Origin of the sequence: Phenylobacterium sp., assembly GCF_004799515.1 — a bacterium.
In the GTDB taxonomy this organism is placed as follows: domain Bacteria; phylum Pseudomonadota; class Alphaproteobacteria; order Caulobacterales; family Caulobacteraceae; genus Phenylobacterium.
In genome coordinates, this window is the sequence record NZ_SSMX01000026.1 from 388480 (window position 1) to 414875 (window position 26396).

Genomic DNA, 26396 nt, shown 5'->3' on the forward strand with positions numbered 1-26396 from the left:
CTTTGCCGCGCGACCTTAGCGTGAAACGGGCGTGGGGAGGCAAGGGGGCGCGGATCGGGCGGGCAATCCTCCCGCGGATCATCCCCAGCCGCGGCGTCTATGGGTCCCGGTCTTCACCCGCGGCGAAACCGGGATAACGCCCGCTCAGTGCGAGCCGCCCGCGGTCTTGAGCGACTGCCAGCGGCGCACTTCCTGCTGGTCGAGGTTGCGGCGCTCGGTGAATTGGGCCTGGGTGGCGCAGACCTGCTTGGGGAACATGCTGCCCAGCACTGTCTCGTTGTGACAGACGAGGACGTACTTCTGGATGTCCGAAGCCGAGGGCGGCTTGGCTTCCGGCGTGATGACCAGTGGACTGACGGTCTTGTCGCCCGGCGTCGCGGCGGGCGCCGGCGAGCTGGTCGAGGACGGTGCTGCGGCCGGGGCCGCCTGGGTGAAGATGGCGGCGGCAAGCAACGCGGTCAGCACGATACGATCCTCCTGAACCCATAATTGCTACCGCCGATTGCCGATTTCCCGCAACGATTTCTGGCGCGGCGAAGAGCGGCGGCGCCCATAGCGGCCGGCGCCTGAGTAGGGTCCTGGCCCTCCCGGCAAAGCTTGCTAGGGTCTCAGGCGACGCTTTCGATCCGCAAAAGGATGACCCCGTGCGCTCGATCCTCCTGGCCGCCGCCATCGCGGCCCTGCCGCTCACCGCCGCCGCCCAGCCCACCAAGGCGACCAGCGCCTGGTGGGGGCACATCAAGATCTTGGCCTCCAATGCCTTCGAGGGGCGGCTGACCGGCAGCCCGGGCTACTACAAGGCCGCGCATTATGTGGCCGGCCAGTTCAAGGCGGCGGGGCTGAAGCCGGGCGGCGACGCCGGGACCTACTTCCAGGCGGTGAAGTACCTGGAGGAGAACGTCGACCAGGCCCATTCGAAGGTGGCGCTGGTGGAGGGCGGCAGGACCACGCCCCTGGCCATCGGTCCGGACCTGACCCTGGGCGCGCGGGACGAACAGCCGAAGACGGTGTCGGCGCCCCTGGTCTTCCTGGGCTACGGCCTGCACCTGCCGGAAGCCGGCTACGACGACTTCGCCGGCCAGGACCTGAAGGGCAAGGTCGTCGTCGTGCTGGGCGGCGGGCCGGACACGCTGTCGGCGGCGCTGAAGTCGCACGCCTCGTCCACCGAGTTCCCCAAAGCGCTTGAGGCGGCCGGCGCGGTGGGCGTGATCCGGCTGCAGAACCCCAAGGCCATGGATATCCCGTGGCCGCGGATCATCGCGCTGTCCGGCCAGCCGGGGATGCGGCTCGCCGAGCCCGCGCTGCAGACCTATCACCGGGCGATGTTCTCCGCCTCGGTGAACCCGGAGAAGGCCGAGGCGCTGTTCGCCGGCTCCGGCCACAGCTTCGCCGAGCTGCTGGCGCTCGCGGATGCGCACAAGCCGCTGCCGCGTTTCGCGCTGAAGCCCTCGGTGACGGCGGAGGTGGCGACGACCACCAAGGCAATCAGCTCGCCCAACGTCGTGGGGATCCTGCCGGGGACCGACCCGAAGCTGAAGGCGCAGTACGTGGTGGTGTCGGCCCACCTCGACCACCTGGGGGTCGGCGAGCCGATCAAGGGCGACAAGGTCTACCACGGGGCCATGGACAACGCCGCGGGCGTGGCCTCGCTGATCGAGACCGCCAAGGGCCTGAGGAAGGCCGGGAAGCCGTTGAAGCGCTCCATCGTCTTCGTGGCCATCGCGGGCGAGGAGAAGGGGTTGCTGGGCTCCAAGGCCTTCGCCGAGCATCCGACGGTGCCCAAGGCCGCCATCGTGGCGGACATCAACATGGACGAATTCCTGCCGCTGTTCCCGCTGAAGCACCTGCTGGTGCTGGGCGAGGGCGAGAGCACGCTGGGCGACGCGGCGCGCGAGGTGGCGGCGGCCAAGGGCTACGACACGCTTCCCGACCCCGCGCCGGACCGCAACATCTTCGTCCGCTCCGACCAGTACAGCTTCATCAAGACCGGGGTGCCGTCGGTGGCGCTGAAGGTGCAGGGCCTGCCGGGCTCGCCGGAGGAGAAGATGGAGAAGGACTGGAACACCTTCCGCTACCACTCCCCGCAGGACGACCTGACCCAGCCGGTGGACCTGGCCTCGGCCGACGCCTTCGACGCCTATCTGCTGGCGCTGCTGACCCAGGTCGCCGATGCGCCGCAGCGGCCGGTCTGGAAGGCGGGCAGCTTCTTCAAGCGCTTCGACACGACCGGCGCGGCGACGGGGAAGTAGGCGCCTTTTTCGCGTCCTCCTCCCACAGGGGGAGGAGGAGCGTTGAGCCCTAGAACGGCCCGGTGTTCGGGTTGACGGTCCGTTGCCGGGGTTCCGGCGGGGCGTTGAAGTCCTTGATGGTGGCGATCTGGTTGCTGTCGAGGGTGAAGCGCACCTTCTCGCCGACGGTGACCTGGCCCAGCATGGCGGACTTGGCGACCGGGAAGGGCTGGGCGCCCGCCGGCCAGTTCAGCGCGTCCACCGGGTCGTAGGCGATGGTGATCTGCTTGGCGTCGGCGTCGATGGCCTTGACCACGCCCACGATGACCAGCTGGTTCATCGGCTTCTGCTGCGGCAGCGGGGCCGCGGGCGGGGCGCTGGAACCGCCACCGCCGCCACCGCCGCCACCACCACCTCCACGGCCGCCGCCGCGCTGGGCGTAGGCGGGGCTGACCGCCATGACGCTGATCGCCATGAGGCTGATGAGGATCGGGGTGAGGCGCTTGAGCATGGTTGTCCCCCAAACGGCGTGACCTTGAAGCGTGCGCTAAGGGCAAAATACGCCGGAATCATGCCTGGTGATCTCAGGCTTGCAACCTTTCTCGGCCGTGTCCGGACAGGATCGCGGGCCTGTCCTGACAGGAGTTGGCTGGCGGCGCCAGGGGGCAGGCGGCAGGGATGGCGGGCAGGCCGCGCCGCGCCTGAGCCGCGCATGAGACCCTTGGCCATGCCTGCCGATCCCTTGCCGCACGCCTCCGCCGCGCCTGCCGTCCCGTTCTGGCGCGAGGTGTGGGAGATCGCCAAGACCCTGGCCGTCGGCCTGCTGCTCGCGCTGGCGCTGCGCATCCTGGTGTTCCAGCCCAACACCATCCCGTCCTCGTCCATGGAGCCCGGGATCGTCACGGGGGACTATGTCTTCGTCTCCAAGTGGCCCTATGGCTGGGGCCGCGGCTCGATCCCCTTCAACCCGCCGCTGTTCCACGGCCGGCTGTTCGGCCAGACGCCGAAGCGGGGCGACGTGATCGTTTTCCACGGCCCGCGCGAACTCCTGATCAAGCGGCTGATCGGCCTGCCGGGCGACCGGGTGCAGGTGGTCCATGGCCAAGTCTATGTGAACGGCCGGCCGAACCTGCGCGAGTTCCTGGGTCCGGGCGTCGACCACGACGATCCGGGCCGGCCCGTGCCGCGGGTGATCGAGACCGCCGAGGGCGGAAAACGCTACCTGACCTTCGGCGGCTCGGCGGACGGCGAGGGCGACAACACCGGCGTCTATGCGGTGCCGGCGGGCATGTACTTCTTCATGGGCGACAACCGCGACAACTCGCTCGACAGCCGCTGGCCGAGCGAGGTGGGCGTGGGCTTCGTGCCGGCGGAGATGCTGGTCGGCCGGGCCGAGGCGGTGCTGGTCTCCTGGCGGCCGGGCGCCTCGGCGCTGAAGCCCTGGACCTGGCTGCACCTCGACCCGCAGCGGTTCTTCCTGCGGGTGCGGTAGGGCTCAGCGCCCGCCGCAAGCGGCGCGGAATTCGGCGTAGGTGATCTGGCCGTCGTGGTTGGCGTCTAGGCGGGCGAGGTCGGCGGGGCCGATGGCCTGGCGGTCGCGGGCCAGGCAGTCGAACTCGGCGCGCAGGTTCGGATGCGCCAGTGACGGCAGGGCGACGGCGCCCATGGCCGCGGCGATCAGGGCGCCGATAGCCACACGGGGGGCGAGCCGCGGGACGAGGCGGGCTGGCCGCCTGGCCGGCGTGATCTCGCCCTCGATGAAACCGCGCAGGGCCTCGCTGGCCGAGCGGCCCTCGTCGCGGCAGCGGGCCATGAAGGCGAGCTTGGTGGGGTAGGGCAGGCGGATCTCGAGCGTCTCGCTCTTCTTCAGCTTGGCGGTCATGTCGGTTATCCCGGGGCCGGGTGGTCGTCGTGACCCTAGCGCAAAGCGCAGTTTGCGTCCCTGCGACAGGAGATTCCTGTCCGGACACGCTGCTTTTGGGGCCACGGAGGACACGGAATTGCACGGAAGGGCGCTTTCCGTGACGTTCCGTGAATTCCGTGGTTTGAACTTGTCGCGCTTCGCGCGTGGGTGGTCTTTCGGGGGGTCTTGGATGCGGATGAAGCTGTTGGCCGGCGTGGCGCTGGCGGGCGTGGTCTGGGCGGGCGACGCGCTGGCGGCGGATGCGCCGGGGCCGGCGGACGCGAAGTTCCAGGCGATCTACAAGGCCGAGTGGGCCTGGCGGAAGATCGAGTTCCCGGGCGGCGAACGCGGCGACTCGCCGATCCCCCCGACCCTCGGCCACGTTGACGCCGTCACCCAGCAGCGGCGGCTGGAGCACTGGCAGGACGTGCGCCGGCAGGTCGACGCCATCGCCGAGGCCGACCTGTCGCCCGCCGAGGCGGTGAACTACGAGGTCTACAAGGACCAGATCGACACTTTGATCGCGCAGCAGCATTTCCGCGAGTACGAGAAGCCGTTCAACTCCGACACCCAGTTCTGGTCGAGCCTGGGCTTCACCGCCTCGCGGACCTTCCACAACGCCGAGGACTACCGGAACTGGATCGCCGAGATCCGCGATGTGCCGCGCTACTTCGCCGACGAGACGGTGAACATGCGCGCAGGGCTGGCGCGCGGCTTCACCTCGCCCAAGGCGACCCTGGTCGGGCGGGACAAGTCGGTGTCGATGGTCTCCCAGGCTCCGGACGCCGAGCACACCTTCTTCTGGAAGCCGTTCGAGCACATGCCGGCCTCGGTGACGCCGGCCGAACAGGCGGCGCTGAAGGCTGAGGCCAAGCAGGCGATCGAGGGCCAGGCCATGCCTGCCTATGCCAAGCTGCTGACCTTCCTCGACGCCGAGTACATCCCGCACGCTGCCGAGCGCCTGGCCGCCGAGGACCTGCCGGACGGCAAGGCCTACTACCGCGCCCAGATCAAGGAGTTCACCACGCTCGATATGGATCCGGAGGCGATCCACCAGCTCGGTTTGAGCGAGGTCGCCAAGATCCACGCCCAGATGCTGGCGGTCATGAAGGAGACCGGCTTCAAGGGCGATTTCCCGGCCTTCCTGGCCTTCCTGCGCAGCGATCCGCAGTTCTACGTGAAGGATCCGCAGGACCTGCTGAACCGCGCCGCCTGGATCGCCAAGCGGGTGGACGGCAAGCTGCCGGCCTTCTTCGGCTGGCTGCCGCGCAGCCGCTTCGGGATCGAGCCCGTGGCGCCGGAGATCGCGCCCTTCTACACCTCGGCGCGGGGCGGTACGAACACCTACCTCCTGAACACCTACGACCTGCCGTCGCGGCCCCTGTTCAACCTGACGGCGCTCACCCTGCACGAATCCGCGCCGGGGCACTCGCTGCAGGGCGGCCTGGCGGAAGAGCAGGACCAGCTGCCGCCGTTCCGCCGTAACGTCTACATCTCGGCCTATGGCGAGGGCTGGGCGCTCTATTGCGAGCGGCTGGGGGTCGAGATGGGGATGTACGACACCCCCTACGACCGCTTCGGCATGCTGACCTTCCAGATGTGGCGCGCCGCGCGGCTGGTGGTCGACACCGGGGTGCACCACAAGGGCTGGAGCCGGGCGCAGGCGATCCAGTACCTGCACGACAACACCGCTCTGGCCGACCACGACATCGAGATCGAGGTCGACCGCTACATTTCCTGGCCGGGCCAGGCGCTGAGCTACTACCTGGGCATGATGGCCATCGTGGAGGCCCGCGCGAGGGCGGAGGCCGCCCTGGGGCCGAAGTTCGACATCCGGGCGTTCCACGACACGGTGCTGTCCATGGGCAGCGTGCCGATCCCGGTCCTGAAGGCCCGTATCGACCGCTTCATCGCCGAGGGCGGCCGCGACCCCATGCCGGTGCGCTTCCAGAAGCCCAAGAGCGAGATCGAGGACCCGGCGCCATAGGTTGCGTACAACAGCGGTCTGCAACGTGCGTGAAACGAACGTCACTGTCAGGCGTTAGCCCGAGACCGCCTCGGTCACGCGACCGAGCCGCTGCTTTTGCCTGGAGAGAGACCCTATGAAAGCTGCTGTCGCCGCCCTCACCCTGGTCCTGGCCCTGAGCGCGAGTGTCGCGCAGGCCTATCCGCACCATCATTGCTACTGGCGTCACCATCACCGCGTCTGCCACCGCTAGGCGGCAGAGTCAGGCCCGGGGCGGTTCGCGCCGCCCCGGGCCGCGACGCGTTCGTGATGCGTCACGCCGCCTCGGTGGCTCCGACCCTGCCGGTCCGGCCCGCCAGGATGCCGAGCAGCACGTCGTGTTCGCGTGGCGTAAGAGTGGCGAGCGCGTCACTGCTTTGGCGAATGCTGGCGGTCAGGGTGGCCGCCTTCGCCTCGGCCTTCAGCGCCGTGCAGACGGCTCTCAGCAGAACCTCGTCGCCGTAGGGCCGTCGGATAAAATCCGCGGCGCCGGCCTTCATCGACGCGACGGCTCGCGAAACGCCGCCCTCGCTCGCTGTGAGGATGGCGGGATAGGCCCCGCACCGCTCCTGCAGCCGCTGAAGCAGTTCGAACCCGTCCATGCCCGGGGACCTGAGGCTGGCGACAATGCATCCCGGCGGGAGGCGATGGCACTCGTCAAGGAAGGCGAAGGGGTCGCAGTAGATGCGCGACGCGAACCCGGCGGCCTCGAAGAGCGAGGTCAGCGAGCGTTGCGTCGGGGCGTCGCCGTCTATGACGTAGACCTCGGAGTCGGGGTTCATCATGTCGGTGCGCCATCGGGCGTGCGCCGAGATAGTCCGCGGCCGGCCAGGCGCGGCGAGTTCGTCGCCATGAAGGTCGGGATGAACAGGATCAGGCACGCCTCGTCGCGCACCTCCAGCTGCCATTCCTCACCGTCCCAGAACTTCGAGGGATTGGCTTTTAGCAGATCGGCCGAACGGACCACGGCCTGGATGCGCGCGGCCTCCAGGTTGGGGACCTCGCACCCGACGTGGTCGGGAATATATTCGCCATCGCGGATGTCGAAGAAGTATCGCGGCATGGAGGGCTCCTCGCGGAAGGCGGGAGCACATGGACAGCGTCTCTCAGCCGCCGGCGCCTGTGCACGGCCAGCGATGCAACCCTAACCTGCGCCCGACCGGATCGTTCCGGATCAGACGTCGGAAAGGTCAAGCTCCGGCCGGCGCCGTGGGCGGGCCGGCCAGAGGTCGATGCGTCCTGACGCGGCTAGTCCGCGTCGGCCAGGGTCTTGACCACGTCGGTCAGGTAGTCGCGGCCCGTATAGACGGACTTCGCGGCCATGTGCTCATTGAGGCCATGCGCGCCAGAGCCCTCCGGCCCGGACCAGAAGCCCGGCACGCCATAGGTCGGGATGCCCACCGGGATCAGATAGAGCGCGTCAGACGCGCCGGTGGACATGGTCGGGATCACCGGCACGCCCGGCCAGTACTTCGCCGCCACGCTTTCGAAGGCGCCCATGACCTTGGGGTTCATCGGCGCGGGCATGGACTTCGCCCGGATCGGCTGCAGCGGGATCAGCTTGACGCCCGGATCGGCGATGGCGGCCTCCAGCTTGGCCTTGGTGCCTTCCATGGTGTCGCCCGGGAACATCCGGCAGTTGATGTTGGCGCCCGCCCGTTGCGGCAGGGCGTTCTCCGCATGCCCGCCGTCCAGCAGGGTCGCCACGCAGGTGGTGCGCAGCATGGAGTGGAAGCCGCGGTCCTTGTTGAGCTCGGCCTCGGCGGCCTTGTCGCCCGGGTCCTTGGCGATGGCCTGCATGGCCAGGCCGGTGGGATCGGTGCGTCCGGCGCCGGCCTTGGCGAAGAAGGCGCGGGTGGTGTCGTTCAGCTCCAGCGGGAAGTCGTAGTCGCGCACCTTCAGCAGCGCCTGGGCCAGCTGGTAGATGGCGTTGTCCTTGATCGGCACGGAGGAGTGGCCGCCGGGGTTGGTGGTCTCCATGCGGAACTGCTGGACCACCTTCTCGCCCACCTGGACGCCCTGGGTGAGCACCTTGCCGTCCTTGTCGGCCCGGCCGCCGCCGCCCTCGTTCAAGGCGAACTCGGCGTCGATCAGGTCGCGCTTATTGGTCGCCAGCCAGCTCGCGCCGTTGAAGGCCTCCAGCGTCTCCTCCCCGCAGGTCAGCGCCAGCTTGATGGTGCGCTTGGGGACGAACTTCTGCTCCTTGAAGCGGGCCAGCATGTCGACCCAGGTGGCGTCGATCACCTTCATGTCCGAGGTGCCGCGGCCGTAGAAGACGCCGTTCTCCTCGTTCAGCACGAAGGGGTCGCGCACCCAGTCGGCGCGCTTGGCCTCGACCACGTCGAGGTGGCCCAGGAGCAGCATCGGCTTGGCGGTCTTGGACGAGCCGTGGAGGATGGCCACCACGCCGCCTTCCTTGGGATGGTCGGGCGCCGAGAAGTAGGTGATGTCGCTGTCGGCGAAACCCGCGGCCTTCAGCCGGGCGCCCATCTTGGCGGCGGCTATGGTGCAGCTGCCCACCGAGAGCGAGGTGTTGGTCTCCACCAGCTCCCTGTAGACCTCGCGGAACTTCACTTGGTCGGGACGCAGCTCCTGCGCCGTGGCGCGCCCAGCAACGGTCAACGCCAGGACGGCGGTCAGAACACGGCTCAACATCCCTCAGGTATCCCCAACTCGAAACGGTGAAGCCGCGACTATGGCGGGCGGCGCCCTACGGGTCGAGGGGGTCCGTCAGATCGGCGTGCAGACTGACGATATTGGGCAGGGCCGCCAGGTCGAAGGGCGACAGGCGCCTCACCGCGGTCAGCGGCGCGTAGCCGAGTTCGGCGGTGTTGCGCGCGGCGAAGCTGGGCGCCTCGATGCTGCGGCTCTGGTCCTGGGAGGTGGTCACCAGCATGGGCCGGTCCATGGGCGCGCCGGCGCGGAACAGCAGGCGCACGGCGTTGCGGATGTTGGTGGTGGTGTGGCGCGCATAGGGGTCGACGAAGACGGCCTCGGGCGGGACGCCGAACTGCTCGACCAGGGCCTGCTTCATCTCGATGGCCTCGGCCCAGGGGGTCTTGTTGGGATGCACATGGCCGCCGGAGACGATCAGGAAGGGCGCCTTCCCCTCACGCCAGCGCCGCGCCGCCAGGCGCACGCGGAAGAGGCCGCCGGGGGAGAGCCGCGTCTCGCCGGCTTCGAGCCCCTGGCCCGGCACGACGATGGCGGTGTAGGGCTTTGCCCGCCAGTCGGTCCTGCGGGCGCGGGCGAAGGCCCGGGCGTTCTCGCCGGCCTCGGCCAGGACCGAGCCGGGCGGGTCGTAGCGGGCGGCCTCGTCGCGCTGGTTCAGCACCAGGAGGTCGAAGGCGAAGCGCGACCAGGGCGCCAGCGGCGGATCGGTGGGCGGATCGTCGGCCTCGCTCTCCAAGGCGCCGCGCAGCAGGCCGCGGAAGCGTGGCTCGGCGGGGTCGTAGCTGATGGAATCGATCTCGGGATAGCGGGGCTTTTCGCCCAGGGCGTAGACGCGGATCAGGCGGTTGACGCCTTGCGCGGTCTCGGTCCAGGCGGCGCGCATCAGGGCGGGATCGTCCAGCCCCACATGCTTCTGGAAGCGGCCCGAGGGGCGCATCTGGTCACGGACCAGGCGAGCGAGCGGGGCGCCGGGCTGGGCGAGGCGGGCGAGGGCGTCGCCGGCCTTAGCGATCTCGGGATCGGTCAGCATCAGCTGGGCGACGGGGCAGGCCGCGCTGGTGCGGCAGGCGGAGAGCACGGCGGCGCGGGTGGCCGCCAGGCGCTGGGCGAGGGCGGCGAGGTTGGGGTCGGCGGCGACGGCGGCCTTCGCCTGCTGATCGGCGCCGATCAGGGTCAGGAGGTAGGCGTCGGCGTCCAGGACGGGATCGTCGCTGTGCTGGAAGCGGTAGCCGGGCGACTGGGCGAGCGCCGCGGGCGGAGCGGCGAGGCTGACGGCCGCGCCTAGAGCCACCGAGGCCAGGATGACGATCCAGCGCATGAACACTCCCGAAGCTTTGCTGCGTGAGGGACGGCTAGCTGGGTTGAGTGTCAATGCGGCGACGGTGGAGCAGCCGGCAGCGGGGCGCAGGGCGGCCGGGGCGCCGCTGCCGTCAAGGCGGCGGAGGGGTCCGGACCCAGGCCCGGGCCGGTCCAGAGTGCAGGGTCCTCAAGACCCAACCGCCAGATCGCCATCCCGTGAACGCGGTAGATTCGAGCGGCCTGACTTCGGACCGCCGCCGCATCCAACCACCAGACCTGATGAGGGCGACCGTCGCCGCCGATGTAGCTGAAATGGGGGTTGCCGTCGGGCGCGCTGCGGATCACCTCGGCATGGTTCACCTGGGCCAGGGCCTCGGCCTGTGTGGCCGAGACGACCGCAGCCGCGCCGCCCAGCGGCCAGTCGTAGCCATAGGCTCCGAGGGCCACGACGATTTTCCCAGGACTCAGTTCCAAGCGCCGCTCCGCCAAGGCGCCCGAGATCCAGTTAGGGCTGGCGATGGGTCCGGGAGTCGAGGTCGCCCAGCACTGGTCGTAGGCCATCAGCACCACTGCGTCTGTCGATTGGCCGAGCGCACGGACCAACTCTCCGTCGGCGCTCATGGTCGCGGTGACCCAGACCTCACGACCGCTCGGTTTCAACGCCGCGCGCAGGCGGGCGAGGAAGGGTGGATAGGTCGTCCAGCCCTTGGGACTCAGGTTCTCGAAGTCGAGGACATAGCCGCCGTAACCTTGAGCAGCGGCCTTGACGACCAAGTCGTCGATCACCGCTTGGCTGGCGGCGGTGTCCGCCAAAACCGCTTCGGCGGCGGTGACGTCCCAAACCTGGTCATGAGCGTTGGAGATGGTCGGATAGACCTTTGGCTTGCGGCGAGCCGCAGCCAGAGCGCCTGGAAGCGCCTGGTCCGGCTGCCAGCGTACGTGACCCTGGGCCGTGTCGACTGACGCCGATACTGGTGAGACCACCGTCAGGCTGCCGGCGTGGGCGACCAGCGAGGCCCTCGAGGCCGCGTCCCAGGGCAGGTAGAAGCCGACGGTAAGCGGCGCGGCGGCGGCGTGGCCGGCGAGCGCCAGCAGGGCGACGAGGGCGAGGGCGGCTGACCGGCGACGGCGCATGGCGCCTGACTTAAGGCCGCCGGCGGCCCGCGGCTATATCCTGGCGCAGATGGCGACGTTGGATTTGTAGAAGGCCTCGTCGGGCTTGAGGAATTGCCCAAGGATCTGCAGGCCCTCGGCGCAGTTCTGCTTGGCCTCGGCGACGCGGCCGGCGTGAGCCAGGACCACGGCGCGGTTCACCAGGCGGTCGCCGTGGTTGACGTGCAGGTGGTGGTAGCTGCCGTCGTATTCGATCTTGGCGAGGTCGAGGTCCTTCAGGGCTTCGGCGGTGTGGTCGAGCTTGGACTCGGCCAGGGCCAGATAGACCAGGCTGCCGCCGGTCTTGGCGTGCGGCCCGTTGTAGGCGCGGCGGAAGATGTCGATGGCCCGCACTAGGTCGGCGCGGGCGGCGGCGGGCTGGTCGGCGTTCAGCTCGATCTGCCCGCGCTCCGACAGGGCGTCGGCGAGGATCGGATTGCCGTCCTCCAGCACCGCAGTCAGGATGCCGACCGATTGGCCGATGTCCTCCAGCGCCTGGGCCGTGAGGCCCGCGCCGGCGTCGTTCTCGGCCAGGGTGAGGTAGGCCTGGCCGGTCAGGGCGTCGCGCTCGCCGATCTGGGCGCGGCTGATCTGGATCGCCTGCAGCAGGGCGGCGCGGGCGTCGTCGTGGCGGCCCATCTCGGCCAGCGTCGTGGCGTGGTTGATGTTCACCTTCACCAAGACCTGCGGCTTCAGGTTCTTGGCCCGGCGATAGTCGGCGACGGCCTCGGCGTAGGCCTTGTCGGACTCGGCGAATTTGAAGTTGGAATAGGCGATCCGCCCGCGGAGTTCGGCGGCCTGCCCGCGCTGCTCGGGATATTGCGACAGATCGCGGCCCAGCAATTGCTCGGCTTCCGCCCCCGTCGCGCTCGCCTGGGGCAGGTCGCCCAGGCGTGCGTAGGTGGACCCCAGCGCCAGGAGCGCGCCGGCGCCGTCCGCGCCGGCCTTGTGGGCGGTCGCGCGGCCGCCTTCGAGGGTGACGCGGGCCTCTTCCAGCAGGCCCAGGTTGTTGTAGGCGCGGCCCATGGTCTCCAGCAGGCGCGCGGCGATGGCCGGTTGGCCGGAGAGGTCGGCCTGGGCACGCTTGGCCCCGCGCTCGAGGATGGTCAAGGCGGTGATGGTGCGCGGATTGTCGGTGGCGGGGTTGGCGATGGCGAAGGTCCCGACCAGGAAGTCGGCGGCGGCCTTGGCGGCGGCGGTCTCGTGCTCGGCCTCGATCCGGCGTTCGTTGGCGTAGACGGCGAGGCCGCCGGTCAGCGCCATGCCCGCGGCGGAGGCGGCGGCCAGGACGGTCAGGCTCCGCAGCCGGCGCTGGGCCTCGCGCTGGGCGAGGTCGTCGAAGCGGACGCCGGAGAGCCCGGCCACCAGCTTCAGGAGGGCCGCCCGGCGCCCGTCGCCCTGGCGGCGCAGATCGGCGGCGATGGGATGGGCGTCCTCGTCGGTGAGCCGCCCGTCGGGGCCGATCCGGCGGAGCGCTGGCGGGAAGCATTCCTCGTCCTCACGGCCCTTGGCCGAGGCGCCCGGCTCGCCAGCGGCGATCAGGGCCAGGACGCCGCCTTCGCCATGCAGCCGCTTGAAGGTGATGATCTCCTCGTTGACCCAGGGCGAGCAGGCGGCGGCGGGCGAGCAGACCACCACCAGGCGGATGGAGCGGGCGAGGGCGGCGCGCAGCTCCGAGCCCAGGTCGCCGGAGGCCGGCAGCTCGTCGCGGTCGCGGAAGATGGGCGTGAGGCGCCGCGGCGCGGGGCCGAGCGGCGTGAGCTGGCCCACCAGCTTGCGCGGCAGGCGGTAGGATTCCAGGGCGCGGTGCAGCCAGCGGACGGTGGCGGCGTCGGCGTGGCTGTAGCTCAGGAAGGCGCGGTAGGCCGTCAGCGCCGCGTCGGGCGGCGCCGGGGCCTGGGCGGTGGTCTCGGCGGCGGTCAGGTGACCGTCTCAGCCCGACCGCGTCGGCGGCGCAGGCCGGCGCCGGCGAGGCCGAAGCCCGCAATCATCAGCGCCCAGGACGCCGGCTCCGGCACGCCGCCCGTCGGCGCGGTGGGCAGGTTGGGGGAGTTGGAGACGGAGTAGACGTAAGGCACGCCAACGTCCTCGACATGGTTGCCGAGGCCGCCGGGCTTTTCCGCGCTGTCCGAGGGAAAGAACGTCAGCAGCCAGACGCCTTTCGGATCCTCGCTGTTGGGCAGGATGGTGTCGAAGTCGAAACTGCCGTCGCCGAAGGGTTGCGGATAGCTTTCAGCGATGCCGGTGAGCTCGAGCGCGTCCTTGCCCGGCAAGGTGGTGAAGGTGGCGCTGAAATCACCGAGGTCCGCGGGGGTCATGTCCAAGCTGACCACGCTCGACGAATATTCGAAGTCCACGAAGTTGGAGAGGGTCGCGGTGGTCCCCAGTGTGTAGTTCTGCAAGGTCAGTACGCCCAGGCCGTAGCCGATACAGTCGTTCGCGGCGCACTGGCCGACAAAGTCGATGTAGGTGAGGTCGGCCCCGACGCCGGTCGCGGCCGCCGGCAGGGCGGTCAGCAGGCCTAGGCCCAGCGCTGCGGCGGTCCCTGCGATGGCAAGCTTACCCATTCGATCCTCCCCAGCCACATCCCCGGACGTCGGGGATCCCCGACATTTAAGAAAACCTTAACCGTGAGGGGCGCCGCCGCCGAGCTTGTTAAAATTGTTCAGGGTGACGGGCCGGGAACGACCGGCGATACGGCTCCCCACGGCGGCGGCGGGCGGCTAGGGTGGCCGCTGAACCGGGTTATGGCGGGCGGGGGACAGATGCGAGAACAGGCTGCGCAGCATCCGCCGCGCCCCGCGCTCACCTTCCGCCTAGGGGTCACCGGGCACCGGGCGCTGTCGGCGGCGGCGGCGCGGCGGCTCGAGCCCAAGGTGGCGGCCCTGCTGGCGGCCGTGGCTGAGCGGGTGGTCGCGGCGCATGTGGCGCACACCCACGCCTACCGGCCGCAGGCGCCCCGGCTGGTGCTCATCTCGCAACTCGCCAAGGGGGCCGACCAGCTGGCGGCGCGGACGGGCCTGGAGCTGGGCTTCGGCCTGCGCACCGTCCTGCCATTTCCACACGCCACCTACCGCGCCGAGTTCACCGGCGCCGACGGCGAGGCCTTCGACGCGCTCCTGGCGCGCTCAGATCACGTCTGGGAGCTGCCGGGCGTCGCGGTGGACGAGGCGGGCGCGGCCGTCGCCCACGACCGCGGCTATGCGCTGGCCGGCGAGTCCACCGTGGCCCAGTGCGACATCCTGCTGGCGATCTGGGACGGCCAGGCGGCGCGCGGCCACGGCGGCACGGCCGATGTGGTGGAGTATGCGATCCGCCGTGGCGTGCCGGTGCTGCACCTCGATCCGGAGGGCGCGCGCGAGCCGAGCGTCCTGTGGTCGGCGTTCGGCGGCCTGGCGCCGGACCGGCTGGACCGGCACAGCGCCCCGCGCCGGCCGCTGGACGGGACGAGCCTGAGCGAGATCGTCGAGGCGATGCTGGCGCCGCCCGCGCCCAAGCCGGAGCGGGCGGCGCTCACCCTGTTCCTGGGCGAGCGGCGCTGGCGCTTGCGGCTGCGGCCGGAATTCCCGCTCTTGATGGCGCTGACCGGCGTGCGGCGGCTGCGGCGGCGCAACTTCGTCTCGGTGGACTATGAGACCGCAGCGGCGGCGGACTGGGCGGCCTTCTACGACCAGCCGATCGCCGGCTCCGCGGCGGCGCGGGCGGGCCTGGCGGCGGTGCAGCGGGCCTTCGCCTGGTCGGACGGCCTGGCCGACCACTACGCCCAGACCTACCGCAGCGCGCTGATCTTCAACTATGTGGCCGCCGCGCTTTCGGTGTTGCTGGCGCTGGTCGGCGTATTGGCGCCGGCGGCGAAGATCTGGCTGCTGCTGGGCGAGCTGACGCTGATCAGCCTTCTGATCCTCAACACCACCTTCGGCAACCGCGCGGAGTGGCACCGCCGCTGGCTGGACTACCGCATGCTGGCCGAGCAGCTGAGGCCCATGCGCACCCTGGCTCTCCTGGGGGCGGCCAGCCCCCTGCGCAGCCTGCACGGGATCAGCGAGGCGAGCTGGCGCTGGACCGACTGGTACGCCGCCGCCACCTGGCGCGACATCGGCCCGCCGCTGTCGATCCCCAGCCAGGATGCGCTCACCGGCCTGGTCGACCACTTCGCGCGCCAGGAGGTGGTCGACCAGGTGCGCTACAACCACGCCAACGCCGAGCGGATGCACCAGCTGGACCACCGGCTGCACCTGGCAGGCACGGCGCTGTTCTACCTGACCGTGGCGCTCGGCCTAACGGCGCTGATCGGCATCCTGGCGGGCAGTGAGCTGGTCCACACCTATGGGCGGTGGCTGACGGTGGCCTCTGCGGGCCTGCCGACCATCGGCGCGGCCCTGTTCGGCATCCGCGGCCAGGGCGATTTCATCGGCGCGTCCGGCCGCTCGGCAGAGACGGCGGACAAGCTGCAGGAGGTCGCCGAGGAGCTGAAGGCCCGCCCGGCCGACCTGACCCGCGCCAGCCGGGCGCTGGAGAACGCCGCCCGCGTGATGCTGGCCGACCTCGGCGAGTGGCGGGTAAGCTACCGCCACCGCAAGCTGGCGATCCCGGCCTAGATCAGCCGGCGGTCTGCTGGGCCGGCTCCGCCTCGGCCTCGGCGGGCGCGTCGGGGTTCGGCTGGGGGGTGATCAGGTGGGCGTTGCGCTCGCGGATCGCGTCGCCGGCCTCATTGTAGAAGAAGGGCAGGAAAGCGTAGCGCGCGCCCTTGGTCACCGGCGTCGCTTCGTGCAGCAGGGAGCAGGAGAAGACCACCGCCCCGCCGGTCGGCGGGCGGTAGGTGCGCATGCCGTATTCCGGGAAGCGCAGGTCGCCGCCCTCGAATTCCTCAGCGTTGAGGTTGATCGAGCAGGCGAACTCGCGGTGCGCCGTGCCGGCGGTGAGGTTGTCGCGGTGCGGCCGGAAGTAGCCGCCCTCGTCGGCGCCATAGCGGGCGACGATGTAGCGCTCGAGCCGGGTGACGTTGAAGCGGAAGGCCTTCTTGATCTCCGGCAGCAGCTTGCGCTGCAGCAGCCCGCGGGTCTCCGCCTGCAGGCCCTCGTCATCGATGGGGCAATCGCGCCGCTTCTTGAAGTTGTCGAGGACGCCCACCGTGCGGCCGTTCTCCTCGCGCATCACGCCGGACGGCTTGCCGCCATTGGTCTCGTAATAGGTGATCAGCCGGCGGCAGAGTTCAGGGTCGAACAGGCGCGGCATGATCATCACCGGCGCGTGCATCGGTCCGCCCGCGTGATAGTCCGGCGGCGGCAGGCCCCGCAGGCGCTCGAACACCGCCTGGGTCGCCTCGATGGGGGCGATGAACAGCACCCGCAGCGACGGATCGAGGACCATCCACATGGGATGGCGCGTCCCATCCTCGGCGACCGCGCCGTAGAGGCGGGAGATCCGGTCGTCCGGATCGAAGAACCAGCGGATGCCGTTGCGGTCGCGGGCCCTGGCGAAGGTCTCCTGGTCGCGCAGGAAGACGAAGGCGGTCACCCGCCCGTCGTCGAGGTCGACGGTGTTGGGCGAAAGGGCCTGGAAGACCCGCTCGCGTTCGGCGAGGTCCGCCGGCGGGAAGCCCAGCAGGATGTAGCGGCCGGCGACGGAGGGGAAGCTGAAGCCGGGGTTCGTCGGCGTCGGCGCGTTGAACCAGGGCGCCGGATCGCCGATCCTCATGTGGGTCATGACAGTACTGCGCTCAAAATTGCGACCGGACGAGCCGCCTGCGAAAGACGGCGCCGCGCGGCATGAACCCCAGGGGCGGCCAACGCAAGCCTAGGGCCGTTATGCGGCGCTCCGAAGGCCAAGTGTGCCGCCGCCGCGCCGCCGGGAAGCACCGCCGCAAAACGGCGGCATGCGCGGATAGGCTTTCATCCGGGCTTTTCTGCCTGCTAGGGTTGTAGCTGTGCCCTAGTGACGAGCGTCATGACTGCTGCTTCGCCGACCGATCCGACCTACGAAGCGCGCCTGGAAGCGGTCCTGGAGAGCGTGAACGACGCCTTCTATGCGCTGGATTCCAGTTGGCGCTATGTGGTCTTCAACCGGGCGGCGGAGGTCTACTTCGGGGTCGACCGGGCCGCGATCCTGGGGCGCGACCTCTGGGAGGTGTTCCCGCAAGGGTTGGGCACGCCGTTCGAGGCCTATTGCCGCGCGGCCATGGACGAGGGCGTCTCCACGACCGTCGAGACCGCCTCGGCCATGCGTCCGGACCGGATGGTCGAGCTGCGCATCGTGCCCATGCGCGGCGGCGGGGTGGCGATCACGCTCACCGACATCACCGAGCGCAAGAGCGCCGACAGCCGCCAGCGGATGCTGGTCAATGAACTCAACCACCGGGTGAAGAACAGCCTGGCCACCGTGCAGGCCATCGCCGCCCAGAGCCTGCGCGGGCCGAACATCCCGGCCGAGGCGCGCGAACGGTTCATGGCTCGGCTGGTGGCGCTGGCGCGGGCCAACGATGTGCTGGTGGCCGAGACCTGGACGGGGGCCAGCCTGGCGTCGGTGGCGGCGCAGATGGCCAATCCGCACGGGGATGCCGAGCGCTTCACCATCGAGGGGCCGGAGGTGCACCTGGCGCCGCAGACCGCGACCGCCATGGCGCTGGGCCTGCACGAGCTGGCCACCAACGCCGCCAAGTACGGGGCGCTCTCGACGCCCGAAGGCCGCGTCTCGCTCACCTGGAGCCTGGAAGGCGAGGGCGCCGGACGGCGGCTGAAGCTGACCTGGCGCGAGAGCGGCGGGCCGCCGGTCGGGCCGCCCGGGCCGCCCGGCTTCGGCAGCCGGCTGATCGAGCGGGGCCTGGCCTCGGAGCTGAAGGCCAATGTGCGCCTGGTCTACGCGCCCACGGGCGTCGTGTTCAGCCTGGCCGCGCCCCTCAGCGACAGTGTCGCCGAGGGCTGAGGCGGCCTACTTCGAGCCCTCGCCATAGATCGGGCCGCGGGCCATGGAGCGGGTGAGCGGCAGGCGCAGCAGCAAGTCTCCGCCCAGGGCCGCGGCGGTCGGGCCGAAATCTCTGGTCAGGTGGTTGCGCAGCTCCTCGGAAATCGAGTCGTCCGGCGCCACCGGATTGAGCGCGGCAAGCTCGAGGAAGTGACGGTCATCGGCCTCGACGTCGCCGGAGAGGTCCGCAATCCGCTCCATGATCATCGGATAGGCGGCGGGCGTGCGGCCGACGTCGAGGCTGGGGGCGAGCACCAGGCCATCGACCACCGCGGCCTTTGGCGTGGCGACGCCGTGGAAAATGCCGAACAGGATGGCGCCCGAGATCACATCGACCGTCACGCTGAACGTCTGGTTGCCGGCCGGCAGCACCCACCCGTCGGCGATGGTCCCGCCCGCGCCGATACGCAGGCGCAGGAGGCCAGTGGGATCGATCCGGCACATGGCGTGGTCGTGGATGAACCGGCCGGGCATCAGCACGTAGGGGCGGGTGGTGCGGTAGAAACCTTCGTAAGCGGGTCCGCGCAAGGCGGTCGCCGCAAGGAATTGTTCCATGCCAACCAGCGGCAGGCCGGTGAGCGCGCTCGCGGGCGGCGGCGCGTGGCCGGCGACCGCGTTCAGATCCGCGCCGATCAGCTCGGCGAAGGCCGCCAGGCTGCGGTCCCAATCCAGCGTCGTAAATCCGGGGATCCGTTCGGCCACCAGGGCCGACAGCAGGGACATGTTGTGCGCCGACGGCTGGACGGCGCCGGAGACCCACCGCCCGACGACGGATTTGTCCACGGCCAGGTCGGCGGCGAGCCGCGCCCGGCTCATCGACAAGACCTTCAGCACCAGTTCCAGTTTTTTCGCGAAGGGTTCGCTCATCGCGTCCTTTTCCAGTCCGTACCGAGGTTTCGCCTCTCTGGCGAATGGATGTCAATCTTGATACATAATCTGTTACGCGGCCTGTGTGTCAGCCTTAGGTGACGCTCCGGTAAAGCTTCGTTCTTAACCGGCCATGTTTGACGCGGGTGCGGCGAACGCCGCTACTGGGGCGATGACCTCCGAAATCCCGCCGAATGTCCCGATCCGCCCGCGTCCCCTGGCGCTGGTCACCGGCGCCTCGGCCGGCATTGGCGCGGCTTTCGCCCGGGCCTATGCGGCGCGCGGTTACGACGTGGCGCTGTCGGCCCGTCGGGTGGAGCGGCTGGAGGCCCTGGCGGCGGAGCTCAGCGCCGCGCACGGGATCGAGGCCTTCGCCGTTCCCGCCGACCTGTCGCTGTTCGAGGCGCACAAGGACCTGCTGGACCAAGTGGCCGCGCGAGGCCGGCATGTGGACGTGCTGGTCAACAACGCCGGCTTCTCCATCGCCCAGAGCTTTGTGAGTGTCCCCTGGGACCGGCAGCGGGATTTCCTGATGACCCTGGTGGTGAACGCCTGCGGCCTGGCCCACGCCACGATCCCCGGCATGGTTGAGCGGGGCGGCGGCTCGATCATCAACGTGGGCTCCCTGGCGGCCTTTGCGCCGGGCGTCGCCGGCCACAGCCTCTATCCGGGCGCGAAAAGCCTCGCTGTGAGCTGGAGCCAGTCGCTGGCCGCCGAGCTGAAGGGGACCGGCGTCAAGGTCACCGTCACCTGCCCGGGCTTCACGCTCACCGAGTTCGCCGAGGCCAACGGCACCAAACATGTGATGGACGAGGCCCCGCGCCGCTTCTTCCAGACCGCCGGGCAGGTGGTGGCCGAGACGCTCGCCGCCCACGACCGGGGCCAGGTGGTGATCGTGCCCGGCTGGCACAACAAGGTCGCCGCCGCCGTGCTGCGTTCGCTTCCGCAATCGCTGCTGATCGCCATCCTGGGCCGTGCGTCGGCGAAGTACCACCTGGAGGATTAGGCGGGCTTCAAGCCTTTCGCGGCGCCTGGCGCAGGGCGCTCAGCAGGCCGTCGACGGAATAGGGCTTCTTGAGCAATGGGAAGCCGTGGGTGCCTTCCTCGACGATCACGTGGCTGTAGCCGCTGGTGAGGATGACCTCGAGGTGGGGCCAGCGCGCGGTGATCAGCTGGCCCAGCTCTATGCCGCTCATCCCAGGCATCACGACGTCGGAAAACACCACGTCGAAACGGTCCGCCCCGGTCTCGAGGGCGGCGATGGCGGCTTGGGCGTCTCCCACCCAGGTGATCTCCTGTCCAAGCTCCTTCAACAGATCGGCGGCGAAATTGCCGACGCCCTCGTTGTCCTCGACCAGGAGAATCCGGCGGGCGGGCAGAATCTCAGGAGGCGCGGACGCCGGGTCGGGCGGCGCGCGGATCGCCCGGATGGCGCGCGGTAGGTAGAGGGTGAAGCGTGTGCCGACGCCGGCTTCGCTGCGGACGTCGATTTCGCCCCGCGACTGCTTGGCGAAGCCATAGACCTGGCTGAGGCCGAGGCCGGTGCCCTTGTCGACGGCCTTGGTCGTGAAGAACGGCTCGAAGATCCGCAACACCGTTTCGGACGACATGCCGGCGCCGGTATCGGCCACTTCGACGGTCAGGAAGTCTCCGGCGGCCGCCGAATGCCCACGGACCGCGGGGACGCCGCTGGCTTCGGCGCAGGTGATGGTGATGGCGCCGCCGCGCGGCATCGCATCGCGCGCGTTGATCACCATGTTGAGGATCGCGGTCTCGAACTGACTGGGGTCGGCGTCGACGAACTGCGGGGTCTCCGGCAGGATCAGCTCAAAGCCCACGGCCGCGCCGATGGTGGTCCCGACGATGTGCTGCAGGCTGCGCAACCGCGAGCCCAGGTCGAAAACCTCGGGCTGCAGGGGTTGCCGCCGGGCGAAGGCCAGGAGCTGGCTGGTCAGCAACGCCGCCCGGTCGGCGGTGGAGGCGATGGCCTCCACATAGCGGGCGCGCTTCTCGTCGGTCAGGTCCGGCCGGCGCAGGAAGTCCGCCGAAGCGCGGATCACTGTGAGCAGGTTGTTGAAGTCGTGAGCGACGCCGCCGGTAAGGCGCCCGATGGCCTCCATCTTCTGGGCCTGGCCCAGGGCTTCGCGCGCCTTCTCCACCTCCTCGCGCGCCCGGCGCGCCTCGGTGACGTCGCGGGTGACCTTGGCGAAGCCCAACAGCCTGCCGTGCTCGTCGTGGATCGGATCGATGACCACATTGGCCCAGAACCGCTCGCCGGATTTCCGGACCCGCTGGGCCTCGCCTTCGAACTTGCCCACGCGCAGCGCGGTCTCCAGGGCCTTTTGCGGGACGCCCGCCGCCCGGTCCTCAGCCGTGTAGAAGATGGAGAAGTGGCGCCCGACGACCTCGCCGGCCTTGTAGCCCTTGATCGCCTCGGCGCCGGCGTTCCAGTTCGTGATATTGCCGTCAGGATCCAGCATGTAGATGGCGTAGTCGTGGACGCCCTGGACCAGGAGGCGGAAGCGCTGCTCGCTCTCGTAGAGCGCCCGATCGACCGCCTGACGCTCCGACACGTCGCGGGTGATCTTGGCGTAGCCCATCAGGGCGCCGTCTTCGGCGATGACCGGGTCGATCACCACGTGGGTCCAGAAGCGGGTCCCGTCCTTGCGGACCCGCCAGCCCTCGGCCTCGAACCGGCCTTCGGTGGCGGCTGTCCGCAGGGCGCGTTCCGGCATGCCGATGGCGCGGTCCTCCGGCGTGTAGAAGACCGAGAAATGCTGGCCGATGATCTCCTCGGCCGTGTAGCCCTTGAACAGTTGGGCGCCGGTGTTCCAGGTCGCGACCTTGCCCGTCTCGTCCAGCAGGTAGACGGCGTAGTCCTTCACCGCGTCGATCAGGAGCTCAAGACGCTGGGCCTGGTCGAGGTCGTTGAGCTGGCGGGGTTTCAGTGTCACGGGCATCGGGATAGGCAGGCTCGGCAGGCCGCCTTCGTGCGACAACCTGCTTGTTTCCGCTTCATCCAGCGACCTGGCAATGAGTTAAAGGGGTGGCGGGGGCGACGGTTCCAACCCGGCCTCGCGCGGCCTGCTCCTCTCCGACCCGGCGAGCCAGAAGATTGCAGGTGACGTGGTCTGGGTCCTGGCTATCGTCCACACGGCCCGCCGATGGCTTCCGACTCGGGACGGGATCCGGCGCGCCTAGCAGGGGAGGCCGCCCATGGCGCACTTCGATGTGGTGATCATCGGCTCGGGCGCGGGCGGGGGTACGATCGCCCAGCGGCTGGCGGCGTCGGGCAAGTCGATCCTGATCCTGGAGCGCGGCGAACAGCTGCCCCGCGAGGCGGAGAACTGGAGCCCCAAGGCGGTGTTCATCGAGCGCCGCTACCAGACCAAGGAGCCGTGGTTCGACAAGAAGGGAAAGCCCTTCCATCCGAACACGCACTATTGGGTCGGCGGCAACACCACCTTCTACGGCGCGGCGCTGATGCGGCTGCGCGGACACGACTTCCAGGAGGTGCGGCACGGAGGCGGCGTCTCGCCCGCCTGGCCGATCAGTCTGACGGACCTAAAGTCCTACTATGCCGAGGCCGAGACGCTGTGGAAGGTGCATGGCGCGCGCGGCGCGGATCCAACGGAGGAGGGTGACGAGCCGCCCTACGCCTACGCCGCCGTGCGCGACGATCCGGGGATCGCGGCGCTGCGCGGTCATTGGCAGGCGCAGGGCTGGCGGCCGTTCTCCCTGCCGCTGGGGATCAATCTCGACCAGGCGCATCCGGTCACCTCGGTGTGCATCAAGTGCAAGACCTGCGGCGGCTATCCCTGCCTGCTGAAGGCCAAGTCCGACGCGCGGACCATCGCCATCGAGCCCCTGATGGACCTGCCCAACGTCACGCTCCTGACCGGGCGCAAGGTCACGCGGCTGGAGACCGACCCCTCCGGCAAGAGCGTGACCGAGGTGGTCTGCCAGACCGAGCAGGGCGAGGAGCGCTGGAGCGGCGATATCGTGGTGCTGGCGGCCGGCGCGGCCAACTCCGCCGCCGTGTTGCTGGCCAGCGCCAATGCGGCCCATCCGAACGGGCTGGCCAACGGCTCCGACCAGGTCGGCCGCAACTACATGTTCCACACCCTGACGGCGATGGTCTCGATGACCGCCGCGCATGTGGACGTGACCTTCCCCAAGACCATGGCCTGCAACGACTTCTACTGGGGCGACCCGGCGGGCGGCTACGACAAGCCCATGGGGCATATCCAGCTTCTGGAATACATGAGCGGCCAGACCCTGGAGGGGCAGGTCTCCGACTGGCTGCCGCCGGCCCTGGTGCCCGACGCCATCGCCGAGGGCGTGGCCGAGCGGATGCTGTCGATGCTGGTGATCTCCGAAGACCTGCCGCTGCCGGAGAACCGGGTCCATCTGACCGGCGACGGGCGGATCTGCATCGACTACACCTACAACAACCTCGAGGGGCACGAGCGGTTGGTGAAGAAACTGCACGCCTCGCTAGACGGCTTCGTCGATCACGCCCACCCGATCAGCCAGCACCACTTCGACATCGGCAGCCTGTTGCCGCTCTACGGCACGGCGCACCAGGCCGGTACGGTGCGGTTCGGCTCGGACCCGAAGAGCTCGGTGCTGGACCCCTGGTGCAAGGCCCATGAACTCGACAACCTCTACGTCACCGACACCAGCTTCTTCCCCTCCATCGCCGCGGTGAACCCGACGCTGACCACGGTGGCCAACGCCATGCGGGTCGGTGATCATCTGCTGGAACGCCTGGGCCGCTCGGCGCCGGCGCAGAAGGCCCGCAGCGTGGAGCGGCCGCACGGGCACAAGGCCGGCGAGGGGCTGGCGTAGCCCTTGGCCGGGAACCCTCCGCATCGCCAAGCGTTGCCGTTGACGTGGGGGTGCGCCAGCGGTGCGTCATCGCCCGACCGGGAGGGGATTTGGCCGGATCCAGAGTTAGGGTCTCTAGACGCGGGGGCTTTTGGGCTGGGGCCTGCGCCGCTGCGCTGACGCTGTGGAGCGTCCCCGGCGCGCCGCGGGCCGATCCGCAGGCCTTGGAGCTGGCGGTCAAGGCCACCTACCTCTATCGCCTCGCCGCCTTCGTGACCTGGCCGGGCGAGGACACCGGCGCGCCGCCCAGCCCGGTGACCCTCTGCGTACAGGGGGCCGATCCGTTCGGCGACATCCTCGACCGGCTGATCGCTGGGCGCCGGCCCGGCGGCCGGCCCATCGTGGTCAAGCGGGTGGCGCGGCTGGAGCCCCGGTCGGGCTGCCAGATCGCCTATGTGGCCGGCGGTCCCGGCCAGTCCCCGGCCCAGGCGCTGGAGGCGGTGAACACCGCGCCCGTGGTGACCGTGACCGATGAAGCCCGCGGCGGCGCGCACGGCATCGTCCACCTGATCGAGGACGGCCCGCGCGTGCGCTTCAGCATCGACGCGGCCCAGGCCAGCGAAAGCGGCGTGACGCTCAGCTCCAAGCTGATGGCGCTGGCCGTGACGGTGAAGCGGTGAGCCTGTCCACGCCCGAACCGCGGCCGGAGTCCCTGCGCCGGGACGAGCGGCTGGCCGACCGGCGGCTGTTGCGGGTCGCCTGGGCGAGCGCGGCGGCGCTGCTGGCCATCGGCGTCCTGCTGGGCTGGCGGGCCGAAGTGGACCACCGCGAGCGGGCGGTGCGCCAGGCGCAGGTGCAGGCCGACATCCTGGCGGCCAGCGTCAGCGCCGCCCTGGCCTTCGACGACCGCGTGGCCATGGGCGAATACGTCGCCGCCCTGGGGCTGAACGCCGAGGTGGCCGCGGCGGCGGTCTATGACAGCGCCGGCCACGCGGTGGTGAGCATCCACCGCAAGGACGCCAAGCCGCCCCCGCCCGAGGCCGGGCCGCCGGGCGCGCATTTCGCCGGGCGGCGCGCCACCGTGACGGGGGTGGTCTCCGAACGGGGCCAGCGGCTGGGCGAGGTCTATCTGCGCACGGTCCCGGAGTCCTGGCCCTCGGTGCTGGGCCGCCATTCCGGCCTGGCGCTCTTGAGCCTGCTGGCCTTCCTGCTGCTGGGGGTTGTGACGGCGGCGGCCAGCCGGCTGCAGGCCCGGGCGCGGCTGCTGACCCAGTCGAACGCGCGGCTGGTGGAGGCGATGGACGCCCGCGGCAAGGCCGAGGAGGCGCTGCGCCAGTCGCAGAAGATGGAGGCGCTGGGCCAGCTGACCGGCGGTATCGCCCATGATTTCAACAATCTCCTGCAGATTGTGCAGGGCGCCTTCGAGCTGATCGGACGAAAGCCCGGGGACCCCGAGCGGGTCGCCGCCTGGTCGCGCAACGGCCTGGCCGCCACCGAGCGCGGCGCGAGCCTGACCCGCCAATTGCTGGCCTTCTCACGCAGCCAGAAGCTGGAGCTGCGCCCCTTTGTGGTCGCCGAGCTGATCGCCGACATGCGCGAGCTCTTGGTCCGCACGCTGGGTCCCGACATCGCCCTGGAGGTGTGGCTGGAGGCGGCCGACGCCGCGGTGGTCAGCGACCGCACCCAGCTGGAGCTGGCGGTGCTGAACCTGGCGATCAACGCGCGCGACGCCATGCCGGACGGCGGGCGGCTGACCATCGCCACCGGCTTGCGCGCCGTCCCGGCCGGCGACCCGCTGCTGGAGGCGGGGGATTATGTGACGCTGAGCGTCGCCGACACCGGCGAGGGCATGGCGGCGGAGGTGATGGAGCGGGCCTTCGATCCCTTCTTCACCACCAAGGGCGTGGGCAAGGGCACGGGGCTGGGCCTGAGCCAGGTCTATGGGGTGGCCCGCCAGGCCGGCGGCGCGGCGCAGATCGAGAGCCAACCGGGCGGCGGGACGGCGGTGACGCTGCTGCTGCGCCGCTCGGCCGCGCCGTCCACGCCAACGGTCGTGCGCGAGGCGCCGCAGCCGGTCCTGGAGACGGCGGCCGGGCGCACCGTCCTGGTGGTGGACGACGAGGCCGCCCTGCGCGAACTGGCCTGCGAGACCCTGGAGCTGCTGGGCTACCGGGTGCTGGAGGCCGATGGCGGCGACCGGGCGCTGGACATGCTGCAGACCTTGCGGCCGGACCTGCTGCTGCTGGACTACGCCATGCCGGGGATGAACGGGGCGGAGCTGGCGCGGCAGGCGCGGCGGCGCTGGCCTGGCCTGCCGATCGTCTTCGCCAGCGGCCACGCCGACAGCCAGCAGGTGGAGGCGGCCCTGGGCGGCGAGGCGCCGTTCCTGCGCAAGCCTTTCAGCATGGACGCGCTGGCCCGCGTGGTCGGCGAGCGGCTGCGGGTTGCGGACGCGGGCCCCGAGGCTCCGGCGTAGCGG

22 protein-coding genes are annotated in these 26396 nt (G+C 70.2%); 9 read left to right on the forward strand and 13 right to left on the reverse strand.

Annotated elements, in window-relative coordinates; all coding sequences use genetic code 11:
- Window positions 1–144 precede the first annotated feature (144 nt).
- Entirely contained in the window at window positions 145–465 is a 321-nt protein-coding gene (locus tag E8A49_RS11295) for a hypothetical protein (protein WP_293380700.1), read from the reverse strand.
- Window positions 466–644: 179 nt separating this feature from the next.
- On the opposite strand from E8A49_RS11295, the gene E8A49_RS11300 reads away from it, so the two are divergent.
- A complete protein-coding gene (locus E8A49_RS11300) occupies window positions 645–2249 on the forward strand; it encodes a M20/M25/M40 family metallo-hydrolase (RefSeq protein ID WP_293380703.1) in 1605 nt (534 codons plus the stop codon).
- A gap of 49 nt (window positions 2250–2298) precedes the next feature.
- Here E8A49_RS11300 and E8A49_RS11305 read toward each other — a convergent pair whose 3' ends face one another.
- Window positions 2299–2739, reverse strand: a complete 441-nt coding sequence (locus E8A49_RS11305; protein ID WP_293380706.1) for a copper-binding protein — start codon at window positions 2737–2739, stop codon at window positions 2299–2301.
- A gap of 201 nt (window positions 2740–2940) precedes the next feature.
- Here E8A49_RS11305 and lepB point away from each other — a divergent pair, with 201 nt between their 5' ends.
- Complete coding sequence (gene lepB / locus E8A49_RS11310; protein ID WP_293380709.1) at window positions 2941–3720, forward strand: signal peptidase I; 780 nt, start codon at window positions 2941–2943, stop codon at window positions 3718–3720.
- Window positions 3721–3723: 3 nt separating this feature from the next.
- Here lepB and E8A49_RS11315 read toward each other — a convergent pair whose 3' ends face one another.
- Entirely contained in the window at window positions 3724–4110 is a 387-nt protein-coding gene (locus tag E8A49_RS11315) for a hypothetical protein (protein ID WP_293380712.1), read from the reverse strand.
- Between the two features lie 211 nt (window positions 4111–4321).
- Between E8A49_RS11315 and E8A49_RS11320 the strand changes: the two genes are divergently transcribed.
- Window positions 4322–6118: a DUF885 family protein gene (locus tag E8A49_RS11320; protein ID WP_293380715.1), complete on the forward strand. Its 1797-nt coding sequence runs from the start codon at window positions 4322–4324 to the stop codon at window positions 6116–6118.
- Between the two features lie 293 nt (window positions 6119–6411).
- Here E8A49_RS11320 and E8A49_RS11325 read toward each other — a convergent pair whose 3' ends face one another.
- The 7 genes from E8A49_RS11325 to E8A49_RS11355 form a co-directional block, all read right to left on the reverse strand.
- Complete coding sequence (locus tag E8A49_RS11325) at window positions 6412–6921, reverse strand: response regulator (RefSeq protein WP_293380718.1); 510 nt, start codon at window positions 6919–6921, stop codon at window positions 6412–6414.
- Window positions 6918–7199: a hypothetical protein gene (locus tag E8A49_RS11330; protein WP_293380721.1), complete on the reverse strand. Its 282-nt coding sequence runs from the start codon at window positions 7197–7199 to the stop codon at window positions 6918–6920. The genes E8A49_RS11325 and E8A49_RS11330 overlap by 4 nt, the downstream gene beginning before the upstream one ends.
- A 185-nt stretch (window positions 7200–7384) precedes the next feature.
- Window positions 7385–8791 (reverse strand): M20/M25/M40 family metallo-hydrolase, encoded by a 1407-nt coding sequence (locus E8A49_RS11335; protein WP_293380724.1) that lies wholly within the window; start codon window positions 8789–8791, stop codon window positions 7385–7387.
- A gap of 55 nt (window positions 8792–8846) precedes the next feature.
- A complete protein-coding gene (locus E8A49_RS11340) occupies window positions 8847–10127 on the reverse strand; it encodes a YdcF family protein (protein ID WP_293380727.1) in 1281 nt (426 codons plus the stop codon).
- Window positions 10128–10177: 50 nt separating this feature from the next.
- Complete coding sequence (locus tag E8A49_RS11345; RefSeq protein WP_293380730.1) at window positions 10178–11242, reverse strand: glycosyl hydrolase family 18 protein; 1065 nt, start codon at window positions 11240–11242, stop codon at window positions 10178–10180.
- Between the two features lie 33 nt (window positions 11243–11275).
- A complete protein-coding gene (locus E8A49_RS11350) occupies window positions 11276–13183 on the reverse strand; it encodes a toll/interleukin-1 receptor domain-containing protein (RefSeq protein WP_366928814.1) in 1908 nt (635 codons plus the stop codon).
- Window positions 13180–13827 (reverse strand): PEPxxWA-CTERM sorting domain-containing protein, encoded by a 648-nt coding sequence (locus E8A49_RS11355; protein ID WP_293380733.1) that lies wholly within the window; start codon window positions 13825–13827, stop codon window positions 13180–13182. The genes E8A49_RS11350 and E8A49_RS11355 overlap by 4 nt, the downstream gene beginning before the upstream one ends.
- Before the next feature lie 198 nt (window positions 13828–14025).
- On the opposite strand from E8A49_RS11355, the gene E8A49_RS11360 reads away from it, so the two are divergent.
- A complete protein-coding gene (locus tag E8A49_RS11360; protein ID WP_293380736.1) occupies window positions 14026–15858 on the forward strand; it encodes a DUF4231 domain-containing protein in 1833 nt (610 codons plus the stop codon).
- 1 nt (window position 15859) lies between these two features.
- On the opposite strand, the gene E8A49_RS11365 is transcribed toward E8A49_RS11360, so the two are convergent.
- Window positions 15860–16966 (reverse strand): 2OG-Fe(II) oxygenase, encoded by a 1107-nt coding sequence (locus E8A49_RS11365; protein ID WP_293380739.1) that lies wholly within the window; start codon window positions 16964–16966, stop codon window positions 15860–15862.
- 240 nt (window positions 16967–17206) lie between these two features.
- On the opposite strand from E8A49_RS11365, the gene E8A49_RS11370 reads away from it, so the two are divergent.
- Window positions 17207–18181, forward strand: coding sequence for an HWE histidine kinase domain-containing protein (locus E8A49_RS11370; protein ID WP_293380742.1), 975 nt, complete (start codon window positions 17207–17209; stop codon window positions 18179–18181).
- A 6-nt stretch (window positions 18182–18187) separates the two neighbouring features.
- Here E8A49_RS11370 and E8A49_RS11375 read toward each other — a convergent pair whose 3' ends face one another.
- Complete coding sequence (locus E8A49_RS11375) at window positions 18188–19087, reverse strand: hypothetical protein (RefSeq protein WP_293380745.1); 900 nt, start codon at window positions 19085–19087, stop codon at window positions 18188–18190.
- A 172-nt stretch (window positions 19088–19259) separates the two neighbouring features.
- Between E8A49_RS11375 and E8A49_RS11380 the strand changes: the two genes are divergently transcribed.
- The gene (locus E8A49_RS11380) at window positions 19260–20093 is read left to right on the forward strand and encodes an SDR family NAD(P)-dependent oxidoreductase (protein ID WP_293380748.1); all 834 of its coding nucleotides are present in this window, start codon (window positions 19260–19262) and stop codon (window positions 20091–20093) included.
- A 7-nt stretch (window positions 20094–20100) separates the two neighbouring features.
- Here the strand turns inward: E8A49_RS11380 and E8A49_RS11385 are convergent, their stop codons facing one another.
- Complete coding sequence (locus E8A49_RS11385; protein ID WP_293380751.1) at window positions 20101–22041, reverse strand: PAS domain-containing sensor histidine kinase; 1941 nt, start codon at window positions 22039–22041, stop codon at window positions 20101–20103.
- A gap of 262 nt (window positions 22042–22303) precedes the next feature.
- Here E8A49_RS11385 and E8A49_RS11390 point away from each other — a divergent pair, with 262 nt between their 5' ends.
- The 3 genes from E8A49_RS11390 (at window position 22304) to E8A49_RS11400 (ending at window position 26393) form a co-directional block, all read left to right on the forward strand.
- On the forward strand, window positions 22304–23938 hold the full coding sequence (locus tag E8A49_RS11390; RefSeq protein WP_293380754.1) for a GMC family oxidoreductase: 1635 nt from the start codon (window positions 22304–22306) through the stop codon (window positions 23936–23938).
- Window positions 23939–24141: 203 nt separating this feature from the next.
- Window positions 24142–24597, forward strand: coding sequence for a YfiR family protein (locus tag E8A49_RS11395; protein ID WP_293380757.1), 456 nt, complete (start codon window positions 24142–24144; stop codon window positions 24595–24597).
- Window positions 24594–26393: a response regulator gene (locus E8A49_RS11400; protein ID WP_293380760.1), complete on the forward strand. Its 1800-nt coding sequence runs from the start codon at window positions 24594–24596 to the stop codon at window positions 26391–26393. Before E8A49_RS11395 ends, E8A49_RS11400 begins: the two co-directional genes overlap by 4 nt.
- Window positions 26394–26396: the final 3 nt, after the last annotated feature.